Origin of the sequence: Mumia sp. zg.B21 (assembly GCF_019550855.1) — a bacterium.
GTDB lineage: Bacteria > Actinomycetota > Actinomycetes > Propionibacteriales > Nocardioidaceae > Mumia.
In genome coordinates, this window is the sequence record NZ_JAHWCJ010000001.1 from 563,244 (window position 1) to 580,834 (window position 17,591).

Consider the following 17,591-nt stretch of genomic DNA (forward strand, 5'->3'; position numbering starts at 1 on the left):
GGCTCAGTGGCCGCCGTGGGACGAGCCGGTGTTGGCATGGGTCGCGCGGACACGCCCCGCGGCGATCTCGTCCTCGGTCTCGCCGAGGACACCGACTGCCGTGACGTCGAGCTTGCGGCCCCCGCTGAACTTCTTCTGGGCCCAGCGCGCCAGCACCTCGAGGCAAAGGTTGACGACCAGATAGAGCATCAGCAGCACGAGCGTGGCCGGCAGCTGGTTCTGGAAGGTCAGCCAGAAAGACTTCATCTCCGTGGTCAGGCCGGGGGCCAGGATCGTGTAACCCAGCGACGTGTCCTTGAGCGCGACGATGCACTGGCTGATGATCGACGGCAACATGATCTTGACCGCCTGGGGGAGGAGCACCGAGGTCATGACCTGGTACTTCCGCATCCCGAGCGCGTACGCGGCTTCCGACTGGCCCTTGGGCAGCGCGTTGATGCCCGCACGGAAGACCTCGGCGAGGACCGAGCCGTTGTAGAGGATCAGTCCGATCACCAACGACTGGAACGACTTGTCGAGCTGCAGCCCGTAGAGCGTCCAGATGAAGATGATGAGCATGAGCAACGGCACGGCGCGGAAGAACTCGACCACCAGCCACGCCGGCCAGCGGATCCATCGGTGCTCGGAGAGCTTGCCCACACCGAAGATCACGCCGAACACGACGGCGCCGGCGATGGCGAAGACGGCAGCCTTCAATGTCTCGAGGAGCGCGACCCACAGCAGCTCGATGTAGCGCGGGGTGACGAATGGCTCCCAGAGGTCGCCCTCGAGCTGACCGTTCTGGCTGAGGAGCCGGATCGTCCAGAAGAGGCCGACGACCAGCAGGAGAGTCGTGACGAGACCGACGATCCGGTTGATTCGACGGGAACGAGGCCCGGGGTTGTCATACAGGACGGTGCTCATCGCTCTGCCCTCCAGCGGCGCTCGAGCATCGCGGCGCCAAAGGAGATGGCCTCGACGATGACGATGTAGCAGACCGCGATCGCGATGAAGATGATGATGCGGTCGGTGGCGTACTCGTTGAGCAGCTGCTTCGACCGGAAGGTCAGCTCGAGACTGCCGAAGGCCATCGCGATCGACGTGTTCTTGGTGAGGGCGATCAGCACGCTCGCCAGCGGCGGCACGACGTTACGGAACGCCTGCGGGAGCACGACCTGCGTCATCGTCTGGCCGAAGCCGAACCCGAGGGAGCGGGCGGCCTCCGCCTGCCCGAGCGGGATGCCGTTGATGCCTGAGCGCAGGCTCTCGGCCACGAACGCCGCGGTGTAGAGACCCATCGTCACGACGGTCTTGATGAAGATGTCGTTGTTGAAGGTGATCCCGATCTGCGGCAGGCCGAAGAACGTGATCAGCATGAGCACGAGCAGCGGGGAGTTCCGGAAGAGCGTCACGTAGACGGCTGCGAGGCTGCGCAGGACCGGGACGGGACTCACGCGGAAGACCGCGATGATCGTGCCGACGAGGAGAGCGATCACCGCACTCGCTCCTAGCAGCCGGAGCGTCCATCCGAAGCCGGAGAGGATCAGGTCCCAGTTCTCGGTCAGTGCGTCCACGTGCACCTCCTCACGAGGTCATAGGTCGGGCAGCGAGCGCGACGGGGCCGGCCGGAGCCAGCCCCGTCGCTTCAGATCAGGAGCAGGGATCGAGCTCGGGCTTGTCGGGCGTGTCGATGCCCGACTTGCCCAGCGAGTCGTCGAACGCCGCCTCCCAGTCGCCGTCGTCGAACGACTCCTCGAGCGTCTCGTTGATGAACTCGCACATGCCGGCCTGGTCCTTGTTGTACCCGATGCCGTAGCGCTCCTCGGAGAACGGCTCGCCGACAACCTTCATCGTGCCCGGATCCTGCGCGGCGTAGCCGGCGAGGATCGCTCCGTCGGTCGTGACGGCGTCGACGGAGCCGGTCTTGAGCTGGTCGACGCACTGCGAGTAGGTGTCGAATCCGGCCGGCGTCGCGCCGTACTTCTCCTCGACCGTGGCGATCGACGTCGAACCCGTCACCGAGCAGACCTTCTTGCCCTTGAGGTCCTCAGGACCCTTGATGTCGTCGTTGGACTCCTGCACGAGGAGCTGCTGGCCGGTCACGTAGTACGGGCCGGCCTGGCCGACGACCTGGCGACGCTCGTCGGTGATCGAGTACGAGGCGATCACGAAGTCGACGGTGCTGTTCTGGAGGAACGGCTCGCGGTTGTCGGAGATCGTCTCGACCCACTCGATCTTGTCGGCGGGGATGCCGAGCTTCGCCGCGAGGATGGTGCCCATGTTGGGGTCGAAGCCCTCCGGCGCGTCCGCACCGGCAGCCTTGAAGCCGATGCCCGGCTGATCGAACTTCACGCCGATCTTGACCGTGCCGGCCTCGGCGAGCTCCGCCATGCGGGTGCCGTCGTCGAACGACGCGTCCTTGACGACCTCGGGGCTGAAGCCGCCGTTGTCGCCGTCGCTGCTGTCGCTGTCGTCGTTGCCGGCGTCGCCACAGCCGGCGAGCGCGAGGGCTGCTGCCGCCGCGATGACGGCGAACTTGGTCCTACGGATCTTCATTGAATCTCCCTTTGACTTCACGAGCGCCGCGGATGCGGCTCCGCCTTCGGTTCTGATGGAGCGTGCCGTTCGGTTCTGACGATGGAGTACGAGAGGGTCAGTGCTTGAGGATCTTGGCGAGGAAATCCTTGGCACGGTCCGTCTGCGGGTTGTCGAAGAACTCCTGGGGAGTCTCCTCCTCGAGGATCTGCCCGTCAGCCATGAAGACGACGCGGTCGGCGGCCGTCCGGGCGAAGCCCATCTCGTGCGTGACGACGATCATCGTCATGCCGCCCTTGGCGAGCGTGACCATGGTGTCGAGGACTTCCTTGATCATCTCGGGGTCCAGCGCGGAGGTCGGCTCGTCGAAGAGCATGACCTTGGGGTCCATGGCCAGGGCGCGGGCGATCGCGACGCGCTGCTGCTGGCCGCCGGATAGCTGGGCGGGGTACTTGTTGGCCTGCGACTCCACGCCCACACGCGTGAGGAGCTCCATGGCGCGCTTCTCGGCGTCGCCCTTGGACTTCTTGCGAACCTTCACCGGTCCGAGCATCACGTTCTCGAGGACGGTCTTGTGCGCGAACAGGTTGAACGACTGGAAGACCATGCCGACATCGGCGCGCAGCTGGGCGAGCTTGCGCCCCTCCGCGGGCAGCACCTCGCCGTCGATGGCGATCGTGCCCTCGTCGATGGGCTCGAGGCGGTTGATCGCGCGGCAGAGCGTGGACTTGCCCGAGCCGGACGGCCCGATGACGACGACGACCTCGCCCGGCTTCACGCGGAGATTGATGTCCTTGAGGACGTGGAGGTCCCCGAACCACTTCTGAACGTCGTCCATGGCGACCATGTGGGCGGCCGTCGCGGTCGAGCTGGTCGAGCCCGTCGGCGCAGGCGTGACCGAGTCGTACGAGTCATCGGACATGTGGGACAACGTAGGTGCCCGTACGGGTATGCACCAAACCGGCGTGACTCGGGACGGCAGGTTGTTGTGAGAACGTGACCGCGCTGCCGGCGCCTCAGCTGGACGATTCCGCGCTACTCAACACGGACAGTGAAGCCCAGAGGAGTCCGGGACTCCTGCTCCTCGAACGGCATGATGACGAACCGGCCCGGGCCGACCTCCGTCACGACACCGTGGCGGGTGCCGTCCTCGTTCAGCAGTACATCCCCGACGGCCAGGTCCTGGATCGGTTTTCGCATGGCTCAATCTAGAGTGCCGTGAGGGTCGACGCCCGGCGAGGTGATGGTCATCGTTGTTCTCCCTGATGATCCACACGGGTGAACCTGGAGGGATGCCAGGGCCGCGCCCCCGTACTCTGGGAGGGCTATGACGAAGACGTACGAAGTGCGCACCTACGGGTGCCAGATGAACGTGCACGACTCCGAGCGCCTGTCGGGGCTGCTCGAGGACGCCGGATATGCCGCGGCACCCGAGGGTGCGGCCAAGCCCGCAGACGTGGTCGTGTTCAACACCTGCGCCGTCCGGGAGAACGCCGACAACCGCCTGTACGGCTCGCTCGGTCACATCGCCAGCATCAAACGTGAGAACCCTGGCATGCAGATCGCGGTGGGCGGCTGCCTGGCCCAGAAGGACCGCGACACGATCACCCGGCGCGCGCCGTACGTAGACGTCGTCTTCGGCACCCACAACATCGGCTCCCTGCCGGCGCTGCTCGACCGCGCCCGAGTGCGGGAGGAGAGCCAGGTGGAGATCCTCGAGTCGCTCGAGGTCTTCCCGTCGACGCTCCCGACCAAGCGCGAGTCGGCGTTCGCCGCCTGGGTCTCGATCAGCGTCGGTTGCAACAACACCTGCACGTTCTGCATCGTCCCCAGCCTGCGCGGCAAGGAGAAGGACCGCCGCCCCGGCGAGATCCTCGCCGAGATCGAGGCGCTCGTCGCCGACGGCGTGGTCGAGGTGACCCTCCTGGGTCAGAACGTGAACTCGTACGGCGTCGAGTTCGGTGACAAGCTCGCGTTCGGCAAGCTGCTGCGGGCCTGCGGGGAGATCGAGGGCCTGGAGCGAGTGCGGTTCACCTCGCCGCACCCGGCCGCCTTCTCGGACGACGTCATCGCAGCCATGGCCGAGACGCACAACGTGATGCCGCAGCTCCACATGCCGTTGCAGTCCGGGTCGGACCGTGTCCTCAAGGCGATGCGCCGCTCCTACCGCAAGGACCGCTACCTCGGCATCATCGACCGCGTGCGCGCCGCGATGCCGGACGCCGCGATCACGACCGACATCATCATCGGCTTCCCCGGTGAGACCGAGGAGGACTTTCTCGAGACCATGGACGTCGCGCGCCAGGCGCGGTTCACGTCGGCGTACACCTTCCAGTACTCCCCGCGGCCCGGCACGCCGGCCGCGACCATGGACGAGCAGCTGCCGAAGGCGGTCGTCCAGGACCGGTACGACCGCCTGGTGGCGCTCGTCAACGACATCTCGTGGCAGGAGAACACCGCGCTCGTCGGGTCGACCGTCGAGCTGCTCGTCGCCGACACGAGTGCCGGCAAGGGCGGCAAGAAGGACGAGGCGACTCGCCGGCTCACGGGTCGGGCTCGGGACAACCGGCTGGTGCACTTCGCGCGGCCGGACGGTGTCGACGTGCGGCCGGGCGACATGGTCACGACGGTGATCACCACCGCGGCTCCCCACCACCTGATGGCCGACGGTGCTCCGCTCGCGGTGCGGCGCACGCCCGCCGGCGACGCCTGGGCGGCCCGCAACACGCCGACACCGGTCGGCGTCGGGCTCGGGATGCCCTCGATCGGCGCACCCGCCCCCCTGCCGGTCGCCGACGGCCCCGCCTGCGCCTCCTGACGCCGCGCTACCGACGGCGCCGTCAGGGCCGTGGATCGCCCGGCCGCCTCCGGTTGGTCGGGTCGCCGTCGAGCTTGTCGAGGCCGTCCTTGAGCGCGTCAGCGCCCTTGTCGATCTTGTCGCCGTGCTTGCTCCCGGCCTTGCCGCGGGCGAGGTCGGCGGCCTTGTCGATCCCCTTGTCGATCTTGTCGCCGTGCTCGTTGAGCAGGTTCTTGGCCTTGCCCCTCAGGCGGGCGTTCTTCGTGAACTTGTCGAGCAGTCCCATGGGTCCTCCCGGACGACGGTGTGGTGGGTGATCTCAGGTATCCAGGATCTCAGCAAGGGCGGAGGTCAGCGCGTCACATGGGAGGTCAGCGTCATGATCGGAGGGACGTCGCCGCGCAGGTAGGCCTCGATCACGACCTCCTCGTGCACGACACCCGGCTGGGGCAGGTCGCGCAGGCTGAACCATCGCTGGTCGACGGCCTTGTCGGTCTCGGCGATGCGCGGGTCGCCGTCCCAGCGGCGGGCGATCCAGAAGAAGTCGACCCGCTGCTCCACCGGCGGGCCACCTGGCATCCAGCGGTGGATCGTGGTGAGCGGCTGGAGCGTCTCGGGATCGACCGTGGCGCCGGTCTCCTCGTTGACCTCGCGGGCGGCAGCCGTCCGTGCGGACTCGTCCGCATCGACGTGGCCCGCGATCAGAGCCCAGTGCCCGTCGCGGTAGCCGGTGTTCTGCCGCAGCTGGAGCAGGATCTCCTCGTCACCGATCGGGCCGCGCAGCATCAGGACGTAGGAGGCAGGGACCAGGGCATGGCTCATGCCGAGCACTCTAGGCCGCGCCGCTGACGAGGAGGTTAGCCTCGGGAGCGTGCCCGTCTCCGTCGCCGTGGTCCCGCAGACCCCACTTCTCGTGCCCGAGATCGCCGCGGGTGCGGCGGGGGAGCTGGAGACCCTGCGGTCGTACGCGATCGACGCGGTCCGAGAGGTCACCTCCGACGCCGACCGTGTCCTCGTGCTCGCGCCGGGACCGGCCGACGCCCGCTTCGACGACGTGGCGGCGGACTTCACGCCGTATGGGTACGGGGAGCGCTCGAGCGACGCCACCGGCACAGGCGCCGGCGTGCGGCCCGGGTCGGCGCTCCCGCTGGGCGCATGGCTCCTCGACGCCGTCGGCACGACCGTCCCGCGTGTCTTCGCCGAGACCAGCGGCGAGGCGGTCGATCTCCCCGGCAACGGACGTACGGCCCTGGTGGTCCTCGCCGACGGAAGCGCGAAGCGCGACAAGACCGCGCCGGGATACGTCGACGTCCGTGCTCTGGCGTTCGACGCGGTGATCGGTACGGCGCTGGCCAGCGCCGACCTCGACGCCCTCGCCGCGCTCGATCCCGCCCTCGCGGCCGACCTGTGGGCGAGCGGTGTCCCGGCTTTTCGGGCTCTGGCTGCGACGGTGCGGGTGGATGGTGGTGACGAGATCGCGGCGCAGCTGACCTACGACGGTTCGCCCTACGGTGTCGCCTACTGGGTCGCCGTCTGGCGCGGGTAGCCAGGGCTGCGGGTGCCGGCCCGGCACGCACGGAGCCCCCGGCGCCGCAGCGCCAGGGGCTCCGTCCTGCTGTCGTCCGGCCCTCCTACCTCCTCCTGTAGACCCGGATCGTCTTCGACTTGCTGGCGCGCTTGGCGGTCGACGAGCCCCGGTAGGTCACCGTGATCCGCTTCCTACCGGCCGCGAGCCGCTTGATCCGCTTGTTGGCCCGGCCTCGGGCGTTGAGAGTGCCGCGTCCGACGACCCGCTTGCCTCGCTTGATCACGTACTTGCCGCGCGCGGCCTTTCCGCCTGACACGACCCGGAACGAGACCCTCGCCCGAGTGGCGGTCGTCACTCGCTTCGGCTTGACCTTCAGGGCGGTGATCCTCGAGGCGGTCTTCGGTGCCGGTGTCACCGTCACGAAGACTTGTGCTGAGGCCTCGCCGCCGTGACCGTCGTTGACCGTGTAGCGGAAGGACGTCTTACCTGTGAACCCGCGCTTGGGTGTGAACCGGACCGCCGAGCCGTTGCCGATCGGTGTCACGGTGTTCCCCTTCAGGTCCGAGTAGGTGTAGGACAGTGCGTCCCCGTCCGGATCGCTCGCCCTCAGGTTGATGATGACCGAGCGTCCCTGCCTCACCTTCACGCCCGTGACGTTCTGGGCCGTCGGACGGCGGTTGCTGAAGTTGACGTTGAGCGTCTTCTGCAGCGGTGTGTCGGCCGACGAGCGGCCCACGTGGACGGTGTAGTTACCGTCTGCCGTCGCCCACTCTCCGTCCGCCCACTTCCTCAGATCGTCCGCGTCGTCCGGGACGAAGTAGGAGAACGGGTGGTTGGAGGCGTTGGAGTCGATCAGCACCGACACCTTTTTGCTCTGGCCGGCAGCGAGGTCGATCTTGTCGAACCCCACGAGCCGCTTCGACGGCTCGCCCGACTGCCGCGGAAGCGTGAGGTAGACCTGCGGGACCTCCTTGCCGGCACGCTTGCCGGTGTTGGTGACCGTGAAGTCGGCCCTCAGCGCGGTGTGTCCGTTGCCGCCTCCCACCTCGGTGACCTTCAGGTCCTTGTAGTCGAAGGTCGTGTAGGAGAGTCCGTATCCGAACGGGAAGTACGGCTCGGTCCCGGTCGCCTGGTACCACCGGTAGCCCATCTTGAGGCCTTCGGTGTAGCGGACGACGCGTTGCGGTTTCGGTCCCGAGACGGTGCACGGCGGCTGCTCCGCCGGATCGATGCACTGCGGGTCGCGCCCGTAGCCGCCGGGTGTGCCCGTGTTCTCCTCGAAGCCGTTGTACTGCTCCGTGGTCTCGTAGGCGGCCTCGTGGTCGGTCTTCCCGATCGTGAGCGGCAGCTTGCCGGAGAAGTTCGTGTCGCCGAACAGGGCGTCGGCGACGACCTGGCCGTCCCACTCGCCCGGATACCACGCCTGCACCATCGTGTCGACGTCGTCGATCCACGGCATGTTGACCTGGCCCTGCGTCTTCATGACGACGATCGTGTTCGGGTTGGCAGCCAGGACCCGCGGGATGAGCTCCTGCTGGTTGGTGCCGGTGATCGTCGGCAGATCGAGGTTCGGAGTCTCGTTCGGCGCGCCCGCGGCGGTGCTGTTCGGGTTCTCCTCGGGCCAGTAGGCGTTCTTGTCCCAGGTCTCTCGCGCCACGTCACCGACCATGAGGATGGTGACGTCGGCGTTGCGGGCCGCCCTCTCCGCGCTGGCGATGTTGGTCCCCGTGTTGAGGGTCACCGTGGCGTCGGAGTTCTTGCTGTCGAGCACGTTCTGCAGACCCTGGACGGGTGTCACCTGGAACGGCTCGTTGACCGTGATGTTCTGGGACCGGTTGCCGCTGCGCGGCGGCAGCGAGGCCTCGCGGGCGAACCACTGCGGACCGATCACGGCGATCGACTCCACCGCACCGGCGTTGAGAGGCAGGATGTTCTTCTGGTTGCGGAGAAGGACGAGTCCCTCGGCGCCTGCCTGCTTGGCGACCTTGGCGTGGGCACCGGTCGGCGCCATGAGCGGATCGATCTTGTCCCACTGGAACGACGTCAACGGGTTGTCGAAGTTGCCGAACTCGAACATCTTGATGTAGCGAGGACGCAGCAGGCCGTCGATGTCTGCCTCGGTGATCACACCCGAGTTGATGTACTGCTTGAGGATCTCCGGCTTGTACCACTCGGGCGACTCGTCGAGCTCGACGTCCACGCCGGCCCTGAGCGCGCCCAGAGTGCTCTGCTGAGCGCGCCGGTCGGAGAAGACGTAGCCGTCGAAGCCCCAGCGCTGACGCAGCGTCTGCTGAAGGAGCGGTGAGCTGCTGCAGTTGTAGGTGTAGTTCAGGTCCGGATAGGCGCACATCACGGACGACACGTCGGCGTCCTTGACGGCCATCTCGAACGGCAGCAGATAGATCTCGTGCAGGGCACGAGAGGGCACCCGGTTGGCCGACGTCCAGCGCTCGAACTGGTACTCCGAGTCGTTGGCGACGAAGTGCTTCGCCGTGGCCTGGCTGACGCCGCGGGCCTGGATCCCCTTGATGATCTCACTCGACATCACGCCGGTGAGGTACGGATCCTCGCTGAAGTACTCGTTGTTCCGCCCGCCGTACGGGGTGCGGATCATGTTCATGCCAGGTCCCCACAGGACCTGGTCGGCCCACGCCTCGAGCTCGACGTCGAGCACGTTGCCCCAGTCGCCCATGAGGTCGCGGTTGAACGTCGCCGCAGACGAGACCTGGGCGGGGAGTGCCGTTGCAGTCGGCTCGGGGAGGCAGTCGCCGCCTCGGATGCCCGTGCCGCCGTTGGCCTGCCGGAAGGTCGGGATGTCGAGCGACGGGATGCCCTCGATGTGACGGCCGATGATGGTGAAGTTGCAGTCGTTCCGGTCCGCGGGGCTGTCTTCGGGATCCCCGTCCGGATCCAGGTCCTCGTTGTAGAACGGCTGGTTGTAGATCTGCTGAAGCTTCTGGTCCAGGGTCATCGCGCCGATCAGCAGGTCGGCCCGCCGCTCCGGTGTGAGACTCGTGTTCATCCACGGCAGGTCTTCTTGTGCCTGCGTGATGGAAGGTATGAAGACTACCGAGGCGGCGACGAGGCCGGCCGCGGCAGCGTACGTGATCATTCGTCGAAACATGCGAGTGAACCCCCGACTTCGATGCCTGCCCCGAGATCCCATCCAGTCAAAGACCGGATCAAGCAGGAACAAACTGGGACATTTACCCCATCAGAACACCCGGTTGTCGAACGTGCATCTCTCGCTCGTCGTGAGGAGGCCGCGAGGCCGCAGGTCACCCCACGGCAGAGGGGCCGTCGGGGTCCTGGCCCTTGTCCAGCTTGTGGATCTGCTCCTTCGCGGCGGCGTGGGCCTTGTCGATCTTGTCGTCGTACGTGCCCTTGGTCAGGTCCTTGGCCATGTCCCGCACCTTCTCGAGCGCGCTGTCGATCGTGTCGCCGTTCTCGGTGACGAGGATGCTCGCCCGCTCCTTCATCTCGCGGGCCAGGTCCGCGCTGGAGTCCTTGAACCTCTCGAAGGCCTCGTCGAACGTGCTCATGCCGATCTCTCCCTGTCATGGGTCGGTGCGTACTGGGTGCTGGACACTCTCGAATCTACGTCAGAATGGTCGCCGTGAGCTCTCCAGTGGTCGCCGTCGTGGGGCCGACCGCCGCCGGGAAGTCCGATCTCGCCGTCGCGCTGGCGCAGCGCATCGGCGGCGAGATCGTCAACGTCGACGCCTACCAGGTCTATCGCGGCATGGACGTCGGTACGGCGAAGCTCCCCGCCGCCGAGCGCGGCGGCGTCCCGCACCACCTTCTCGACGTCCTCGACGTGACGGCACCGGCGACGGTCGCGGAGTTCCAGACCTGGGCGCGCGAGGCGATCGAGGACGTCCGGGCACGCGGCGGCGTGGCGGTGCTCGTCGGCGGCTCGGCGCTGTACGTGCGCGCCGTCGTCGATGCGTTCGAGTTCCCCGGGACCGACGAGGGCGTCCGGGCACGTCTCGAGGAGGAGCTGCAGACCCAGGGGCCGGAGGCGATGCACCGGCGTCTCGCGGGGGTCGACCCTGAGGCGGCGCGATCGATCCTCGCGTCCAACGGACGCCGGATCGTCCGAGCGCTCGAGGTCGTGGAGATCACCGGACGGCCGTTCGCCGCATCGCTGCCCGCCCACACGGCGTTCTACGACGACCTCCGACTCATCGGGATCGACGTGCCGCGCGACGTGCTCGACGACCGGATCGCCCGACGGGTCGACCGCATGTGGGAGGACGGCCTCGTCGAGGAGGTGCGGTCGCTCACCGAGCGCGGACTGCGCGAGGGACGGACGGCGAGCCGTGCGCTCGGCTACTCGCAGGTGCTGGCCTACCTCGACGGCACGATGACCGAGGACGAGGCACGTGAGGCGACCGTCCGTGGGACCCGCAAGTTCGCGCGGAAGCAGGACTCGTGGTTCCGCAAGGACCCGCGCATCGTGTGGCTCCCGTACGACGCCCCCGACCTGCTGGAACGAGCCGTACGGGTGGCGGAGGGCTCAGCCGGCGTGGCGTGACTCGAGCCTGCGGCGCAGCCGGCCGAGCGCGATCCCGTATGAGATGCGAAGGACCGGGGAGGCCAGTCGCCAGACCACTCCGGCGACCGCGCCGCCGGGCACCCTGACGCGCTCCTCCCACGAGAACAGCGTGCCGCCGTCGTCGGTGGGCTCGCAGCTGAACAGCCCGGTGCCGGAGATGAGGCGACCGGTGTGCGCCACCTCGCAGACCCGCGGCGGGTCGGATCGTACGACGTGCATCGTGTCTGTGACCCGCACCGGGCCGACCCCGGTCACCGCGACGATCTGCTCACCCACGACCCTGACCGTCGTCGCGGGTATCCACTCGCCCTGGAGCTCCCAGTCGGTGACGTAGTCCCAGGTAGTCTGCTGCGACACGCCGACCCGTACCGCGCCGGTCACCACCCCGACCTGCGGGGTCGCGACCACGGGGCGAGCTCGGCGGGTGGTCATCGCGCCACGGCCTCCGAGCGCCAGCCGGCGTAGCCGAGGACGATGAGTCGCATCTGGCGCCGAGCCTCGGACTCGATCTCCTCCATGAGGTCCGGCTCGTCGGGCGACTCGATGACCTGCTCCGCGGTCGACACCATGATGTTGACGAACAGCCGGGACGCCGTCCGGACGTCACCCTCGGCCCAGGTGTCGAGCTGAGGGAAGGTCCGGAGCACCCCCGCCAGGTCGCGGACGTAGCTGTGGAGCTCGGTGCGGATGCGACTGCGGACCGCAGGGACCCCGCCGAAGCGCTCCCGCGCGACGAAGGCGAAGTGCGGACGGTGGGCGCGGACCTGCGACACGATGATCGCGGCCGACGCAGCGATCACGTCGGAGTAGGTCTCCGGATCCTGGCGGGCCTGGCGCATCATGCCGCGCAGCGTCCCGAACGACTGGTCGACGAGCGCCAGCCCGAGCTCCTCCATGCTGGCGAAGTGGCGGTAGAAGGCGGTCGGGACCACGCCGGCGCGCCGGGCGACCTGGCGCAGGCTCACGCCGGCGAACCCGTGCTCGTCGGTCAGATCGAGCGCCGCGTCCAGAAGTGCCTGCCGCGTGCGTTCCTTCTGCTCGTGGCGCGGCACTGCATCCTCGGAGTCTTGCACCGGGGAACCCTACCGCGGCGGCCGCATCGCGACCGCGCAGAGGAGGAGCTCCTCGTCCGCGAGGACGAGGCGATGGGTCCTGGAGGACGATGCGCGTCCGCATACCCAGGGCAGAGGCTGGCGGGTATGAGCGGGGCCGAACGTGCCCTGCGGGTGGAGGGTGAGCTGATGCCGCGTCGGTTGTGGGTGCTCGGACTCGGGCTGGGCTTGGTGATGACGATGCTGGGAGCCGGTTCAGCGTCGGCCGCGCCGAAGAAGCGTCCGGATCTGGTGGTGGCGGCGGTGTCGGTGACGCCGGGGAAGGTGGTCGCCGGTGGTGTGCTGAAGGTCGGTGACACGACGCGTAACAAGGGCCGTAAGAAGGCGAAGCGGTCGGTGACGCGGTACGCGCTGTCGGCGAACAAGAAGTGGGACAAGAAGGACGTCGTCCTCGGGAGTCGTGCGGTCAAGGTGCTGAAGCCGGGCAAGAAGCACGCGGTGAAGGCGCGCTCGGTGCGGGTGGCGGCGGCGACCAGGCCGGGTACGTACTGGCTGCTGGCGTGCGCGGATGCGAAGAAGAAGGTGCGTGAGTCCAACGAGCGCAACAACTGCCGGGTGGCCAAGCGACGCGTCACCGTCACCAAGAAGGCGTTCTCCTGGCCGAAGGTCGGCATGGTGAAGGTGAATGTGTCAGCGGTGGTCGACGTGAGGCTTCGTTCTCATTCTCACTCCACGGACGGACTTTGGGATACCAAGAGAAACTCCGATGTTCGCCTGAACGGCAAGGGTTCGGGATGGCTCCTCCTGGAAGGCGGGAAGCCCGAGTCTCTGACCTGGCAATGGTCAGGTGCGACGGCAGCCGGGACGGCGACCTTGCATGCTGTGGGTGAAGCCTTCCCGGGGTGCCCGTGGACGGCCTCCGGCAAACTGACCCGGAGCGCGACGGTCCCGACGACGATGAATGGCGTACCGGAAGGCGGAAGCGTGACCTTCCCAGCGAGCAAGAAGAAGATAGGGGTGGAGTTCCATCTCCAGCACACGCTCGGCACCCAGGCCGTGCCGCGCGAGACGAACTGTGCTGATCCGATGGGCCCGATGTCGCCCCCGTTGACCCTGGAGCTCCGCCCGTACTGGTGGTTCAAGGACCCGACCTACACGATCGGCTGGACGAACGACTTTTCCAAGATCACGTGGCGTGAGCATGGTGAGCAGCACGACGTCGCGCCGGGCGGAGACGGCCAGGACCAGAGCTACACCGCCGACGGCGTGCTGACAGTCACGCCGGTCACGTAGGGGAGCGTTGACACACCCTGGTCCTCTCGATGCCCGAGCGCGCGGCTGCAAGGTCGTCACCCCTCTAGACTCGGGGGGTGACGACCTTCGCGTGGCTCAAGGGCCACGGCACCGAGAACGACTTCGTGATCCTTCCCGACCCCGACGGGACGGTGCACGGGGATCTCGACGCGACCTTCGTGGCGGCGCTGTGCGACCGTCGGCGGGGGATCGGCGCCGATGGCGTCCTGCGCGCTGTGCGGGCCGCCCCGGGCGAGGGTGCCGAGTGGTTCATGGACTACCGCAACGCGGACGGGTCGATCGCCGAGATGTGCGGCAACGGCGTACGGGTCTTCGCGCGCTACCTGGCCCTGGAAGGGCTCGTCGACTCGTCCGTCCCTGTGCCGGTGGCAACCCGGGACGGCATCAAGGTCGTGACCTACGACGGCGTCGCCATCGCCGTCGACATGGGTGTCCCGCGTCTGCTGGGGGAGTCCAAGGTCGTCGCTGAGGGGACCGCCCGTGCCGCCCGTCAGGTCGACGTCGGCAACCCGCACGCCGTCGCCTTCGTCGACGACCTCGGTCAGGCGGGCACGCTTCTGGTCGAGCCGGAGTACGACGCGGCGGTCTTCCCCGAGGGTGTCAACATCGAGTTCGTCGCGCGGCGAGGCCCGCGTCATGTGGCGATGCGGGTGCACGAGCGGGGTGCGGGCGAGACCCGCTCGTGCGGCACGGGGGCGGTGGCGGTGGCTCTGGCGACGGCAGCGACGGACGGGGCCGATCCCGCCGACGGCGGCGACGTCACCTACCGGGTCGACGTGCCGGGCGGCACGCTCCACGTGACCTGGAAGGCCGACGGGCACGCCGTACTCGCCGGACCGGCCGTCATAATTGCTCGCGGGGATCTCACCTGGCTGGGATGATCGAGGCCACCGCCGACGTTGCAAGGATCAGATGACTGCACAGAACGAAAACCCCACTGACCAGTTCGCCGACACCGCTACCGACGTGCCGTCGGTGGACTCTGTCGATCCGGTGGAGCGCTTCGAGCCCATCGACCTCGACACCCACGACGGTGACCAGCTCGACCTGGCCGACCGCAACTCGCTGAGGCGCGTCGCCGGCCTGTCGACCGAGCTCGAGGACATCTCCGAGGTCGAGTACCGCCAGCTGCGGCTCGAGAGGGTCGTTCTCGTCGGCGTGTGGACAGACGGCTCGGCCACCGATGCCGAGAACTCTCTCGCCGAGCTCAAGCTGCTGGCCGAGACCGCCGGCTCCGAGGTGCTCGACGCCATGGTCCAGCGCCGTCAGCGGCCTGATCCGGCGACGTACGTCGGCCGAGGCAAGGTCGAGGAGCTCGCCGAGATCGTCCAGGCGACCGGCGCTGACACCGTGATCTGCGACGGAGAGCTCGCACCCAGCCAGCTGCGCAACCTCGAGGACCGGACCAAGGTCAAGGTCGTCGACCGTACGGCGCTGATCCTCGACATCTTCGCCCAGCACGCCAAGTCCCGCGAGGGTCGCGCACAGGTGGAGCTCGCGCAGCTCCAGTACATGAAGCAGCGCCTCCGCGGCTGGGGCGGCAACCTGTCTCGTCAGGCCGGCGGCCGCGTCGGTGGCGACGGTGGCGGCATCGGGTCGCGCGGTCCCGGTGAGACCAAGATCGAGACCGATCGCCGTCGCATCAACGACCGGATCGCCAAGCTGCGGCGCGAGCTGACCGAGATGCGCAAGACCCGTGACACCAAGCGCGCGACGCGCCAGCGCAACAAGGTGCCCGGTGTCGTGATCGCGGGATACACCAACGCCGGCAAGTCGAGCCTGCTCAACCGGCTCACGCGCGCCGGGGTCCTGGTCGAGGACGCGCTGTTCGCGACCCTGGACCCGACCACCCGGCGTACGGAGACCTCCGACGGACGCGAGTACACGCTCTCCGACACCGTCGGCTTCGTCCGGCACCTTCCTCACCAGCTCGTCGAGGCCTTCCGTTCGACGCTGGAGGAGGTCGCCGACGCCGACCTGGTCCTGCACGTGGTCGACGGCTCGCACCCCGACCCGGAGGGCCAGATCACGGCGGTGCGCGAGGTGTTCGCCGAGATCGGCGCGCTGGACGTGCCGGAGATCATCGTGATCAACAAGGCCGACGCGGCCGACCCGATGGTCGTGTCGCGCCTGCTGGCCCGCGAGCCGCACGCCGTCGTGGTGTCGGCCCGCACCGGCGAGGGCATCGGCGAGCTGCTGTCCGCGGTCGAGGCCGACCTCCCTCAGCCGGCGGTCAAGATCGACGTGGTCCTCCCGTACGACCGGGGCGACCTGCTCAACCAGATCCACCTCCACGGTGAGATCGACACGCTCGAGCACACCGCCCACGGCACTCACGTCGTCGCCCGGGTGCACGACGAGCTCGCGGGCGCCGTCGCCGAGTACGCCTGAGGGGCCCTTCGCCTGACGGGTCGTTCGCCTGACGCCTGACGCGACTGTGCGCTGAGCACCTCGGTCCCCTCCAGGATCGGTGCCCAGCGCACAGCCAGTCTTGCGGGAGGTCAGCTCCCCGGGATGCCCGACTCCGGCGGCGTGCCGACGTCTCCGGTGAACTCCTCGATCTCCGCGTCACCGACGTCGGTCTGGAGGACCGGCGTCTTGTCGGCGGTCGTACCGTCGGCCTGGATCTGGACCAGCTTCAGGCCACCGATGCCCGCGTGACGGTCCTCGGAGTAGCGGAACGGCACGTAGTTGGGGCCACTCAGCTTGGAGCCGTCCTGCTCGAACGTCTCGACGATCGACTCACGGCTCAGGTCGTCACCCGCGCGGTTCAGCGCGTCGACGAGCGTGAACGCCTGCGACATGCCGTACACCTTGTAGTTGGTCAGCGGCGAGCCGTCTCCGTACTCGTCCCAGACCTTCTGCCAGAGCTTGGTCCACTCGTTGTCCGGCTCGGAGGCCTGCGGCATGTACGTCGTCGTGTAGACGCCGGCGAGCGGGCTGCTGCCCTTGATCGCGCCCTTGGAGAACTCCTCCAGGAGCGACCCGACGAGACCCGAGTCCGAGCCGACGTTGGTGTAGAACCAGGTCGGCTTGTAGTTGAGCTTCATCGAGACGAGCTGCGAGAGAGCGGTGTACGAGGGCACGTTGAAGCCCACGACCACGTCGGCGCCGGACTTCTGGAGCTCGGCGATCTGCGGACCGACGTCGGTGTTGCCGGGGACGTACGTGACCTTGGAGACGATCTGGTCGGCGATGTACTGCTCGAGACCGCGGGTGCCGTCCTCGCCGAGCTCGTCGTCCTGACCGAAGACACCGACCTTGGCGTCGGGCAGGTTCTCGGCGATGTACTGGCCGATCACCTTGCCCTCCGACTCGTAGTCGGGCTGCCAGCCGAAGGTCATCGGCTTCTCCTTCGGGTCGTCCCACAGGAGGGAGCCGGAGGAGACGGTCAGGTCGGGGACGCCCTCGGCGTTGAGGAAGTTGGTCACCGCCTGGTGGGTGGGGGTGCCAAGACCGGCGACGATCGCGAACACCTCGTCCTTGAGCACGAGCTCGTTGACGACCTCGGACGTCTTGGCAGGGTTGTAGCCGTCGTCCTTCGCGATGAACTCGATGTCGCGGCCGCTGACACCTCCGTTGGCGTTGACGAAGTCGTAGTACGCCTTGTGGCCGAGCGGGATCTCGCTGTAGCCGGGTGCTGCGACACCCGTGAGCGGGAAGTGGCCGCCGATCTTGATCGAGTCCTCGGTCAGACCGGGATCATTCGAGTCGCCGCCGTCTCCGCCGCCGCCGCACGCAGCGACGACCAGTGCGGAGGCAGCCAGCGCGGCTCCGAGTACGAGCCGGCGACTCCGGCGCGCCGATGTGGGCTGATGAGCCATGGAT

Annotated in this window: 18 protein-coding genes; 6 read left to right on the forward strand and 12 right to left on the reverse strand. The window is 68.0% G+C overall.

The window, feature by feature from the left end:
* Positions 1 to 3: 3 nt before the first annotated feature.
* From KV100_RS02835 to KV100_RS02855, 5 genes are all read right to left on the reverse strand, one after another.
* The gene (locus KV100_RS02835; protein WP_220341386.1) at positions 4 to 903 is read right to left on the reverse strand and encodes an amino acid ABC transporter permease; all 900 of its coding nucleotides are present in this window, start codon (positions 901 to 903) and stop codon (positions 4 to 6) included.
* Positions 900 to 1,553 (reverse strand): amino acid ABC transporter permease, encoded by a 654-nt coding sequence (locus KV100_RS02840; RefSeq protein ID WP_220341387.1) that lies wholly within the window; start codon positions 1,551 to 1,553, stop codon positions 900 to 902. The genes KV100_RS02835 and KV100_RS02840 overlap by 4 nt, the downstream gene beginning before the upstream one ends.
* Before the next feature lie 76 nt (positions 1,554 to 1,629).
* Positions 1,630 to 2,535, reverse strand: coding sequence for a glutamate ABC transporter substrate-binding protein (locus KV100_RS02845; protein WP_220341388.1), 906 nt, complete (start codon positions 2,533 to 2,535; stop codon positions 1,630 to 1,632).
* 97 nt (positions 2,536 to 2,632) lie between these two features.
* Positions 2,633 to 3,361 (reverse strand): amino acid ABC transporter ATP-binding protein, encoded by a 729-nt coding sequence (locus tag KV100_RS02850; RefSeq protein WP_220342474.1) that lies wholly within the window; start codon positions 3,359 to 3,361, stop codon positions 2,633 to 2,635.
* 188 nt (positions 3,362 to 3,549) lie between these two features.
* Positions 3,550 to 3,714 (reverse strand): hypothetical protein, encoded by a 165-nt coding sequence (locus KV100_RS02855; RefSeq protein WP_220341389.1) that lies wholly within the window; start codon positions 3,712 to 3,714, stop codon positions 3,550 to 3,552.
* A 127-nt stretch (positions 3,715 to 3,841) separates the two neighbouring features.
* On the opposite strand from KV100_RS02855, the gene miaB reads away from it, so the two are divergent.
* Entirely contained in the window at positions 3,842 to 5,332 is a 1,491-nt protein-coding gene (miaB, locus tag KV100_RS02860) for a tRNA (N6-isopentenyl adenosine(37)-C2)-methylthiotransferase MiaB (protein WP_220341390.1), read from the forward strand.
* Between the two features lie 22 nt (positions 5,333 to 5,354).
* On the opposite strand, the gene KV100_RS02865 is transcribed toward miaB, so the two are convergent.
* Both KV100_RS02865 and KV100_RS02870 read right to left on the reverse strand, forming a co-directional pair.
* Positions 5,355 to 5,597 carry an antitoxin gene (locus tag KV100_RS02865; protein WP_220341391.1) on the reverse strand — a complete coding sequence of 81 codons (243 nt, stop codon included), beginning with the start codon at positions 5,595 to 5,597 and terminating at the stop codon, positions 5,355 to 5,357.
* Positions 5,598 to 5,662: 65 nt separating this feature from the next.
* Positions 5,663 to 6,133 carry an NUDIX domain-containing protein gene (locus tag KV100_RS02870; protein WP_220341392.1) on the reverse strand — a complete coding sequence of 157 codons (471 nt, stop codon included), beginning with the start codon at positions 6,131 to 6,133 and terminating at the stop codon, positions 5,663 to 5,665.
* Between the two features lie 49 nt (positions 6,134 to 6,182).
* Here KV100_RS02870 and KV100_RS02875 point away from each other — a divergent pair, with 49 nt between their 5' ends.
* Entirely contained in the window at positions 6,183 to 6,857 is a 675-nt protein-coding gene (locus KV100_RS02875; RefSeq protein ID WP_220341393.1) for a hypothetical protein, read from the forward strand.
* A gap of 85 nt (positions 6,858 to 6,942) precedes the next feature.
* On the opposite strand, the gene KV100_RS02880 is transcribed toward KV100_RS02875, so the two are convergent.
* Both KV100_RS02880 and KV100_RS02885 read right to left on the reverse strand, forming a co-directional pair.
* Positions 6,943 to 9,951: a beta-glucosidase gene (locus KV100_RS02880; RefSeq protein ID WP_220341394.1), complete on the reverse strand. Its 3,009-nt coding sequence runs from the start codon at positions 9,949 to 9,951 to the stop codon at positions 6,943 to 6,945.
* Between the two features lie 166 nt (positions 9,952 to 10,117).
* Positions 10,118 to 10,381, reverse strand: coding sequence for an antitoxin (locus KV100_RS02885; RefSeq protein ID WP_220341395.1), 264 nt, complete (start codon positions 10,379 to 10,381; stop codon positions 10,118 to 10,120).
* A gap of 65 nt (positions 10,382 to 10,446) precedes the next feature.
* Here KV100_RS02885 and miaA point away from each other — a divergent pair, with 65 nt between their 5' ends.
* Complete coding sequence (gene miaA, locus KV100_RS02890) at positions 10,447 to 11,376, forward strand: tRNA (adenosine(37)-N6)-dimethylallyltransferase MiaA (protein WP_220341396.1); 930 nt, start codon at positions 10,447 to 10,449, stop codon at positions 11,374 to 11,376.
* Here miaA and KV100_RS02895 read toward each other — a convergent pair.
* Both KV100_RS02895 and KV100_RS02900 read right to left on the reverse strand, forming a co-directional pair.
* Positions 11,359 to 11,829, reverse strand: coding sequence for an SRPBCC family protein (locus tag KV100_RS02895; protein ID WP_220341397.1), 471 nt, complete (start codon positions 11,827 to 11,829; stop codon positions 11,359 to 11,361). The two genes, miaA and KV100_RS02895, sit on opposite strands and share 18 nt — an antisense overlap.
* Complete coding sequence (locus KV100_RS02900) at positions 11,826 to 12,470, reverse strand: TetR family transcriptional regulator (protein ID WP_220341398.1); 645 nt, start codon at positions 12,468 to 12,470, stop codon at positions 11,826 to 11,828. The genes KV100_RS02895 and KV100_RS02900 overlap by 4 nt, the downstream gene beginning before the upstream one ends.
* A gap of 126 nt (positions 12,471 to 12,596) precedes the next feature.
* On the opposite strand from KV100_RS02900, the gene KV100_RS02905 reads away from it, so the two are divergent.
* From KV100_RS02905 to hflX, 3 genes are all read left to right on the forward strand, one after another.
* Positions 12,597 to 13,742 (forward strand): CARDB domain-containing protein, encoded by a 1,146-nt coding sequence (locus tag KV100_RS02905; RefSeq protein ID WP_220341399.1) that lies wholly within the window; start codon positions 12,597 to 12,599, stop codon positions 13,740 to 13,742.
* A gap of 77 nt (positions 13,743 to 13,819) precedes the next feature.
* Complete coding sequence (dapF, locus tag KV100_RS02910; RefSeq protein ID WP_220341400.1) at positions 13,820 to 14,644, forward strand: diaminopimelate epimerase; 825 nt, start codon at positions 13,820 to 13,822, stop codon at positions 14,642 to 14,644.
* Positions 14,645 to 14,675: 31 nt separating this feature from the next.
* Positions 14,676 to 16,154, forward strand: coding sequence for a GTPase HflX (gene hflX, locus KV100_RS02915; protein WP_220341401.1), 1,479 nt, complete (start codon positions 14,676 to 14,678; stop codon positions 16,152 to 16,154).
* Between the two features lie 110 nt (positions 16,155 to 16,264).
* On the opposite strand, the gene KV100_RS02920 is transcribed toward hflX, so the two are convergent.
* Positions 16,265 to 17,587: an ABC transporter substrate-binding protein gene (locus tag KV100_RS02920; RefSeq protein WP_220341402.1), complete on the reverse strand. Its 1,323-nt coding sequence runs from the start codon at positions 17,585 to 17,587 to the stop codon at positions 16,265 to 16,267.
* Between the last annotated feature and the right edge of the window lie 4 nt (positions 17,588 to 17,591).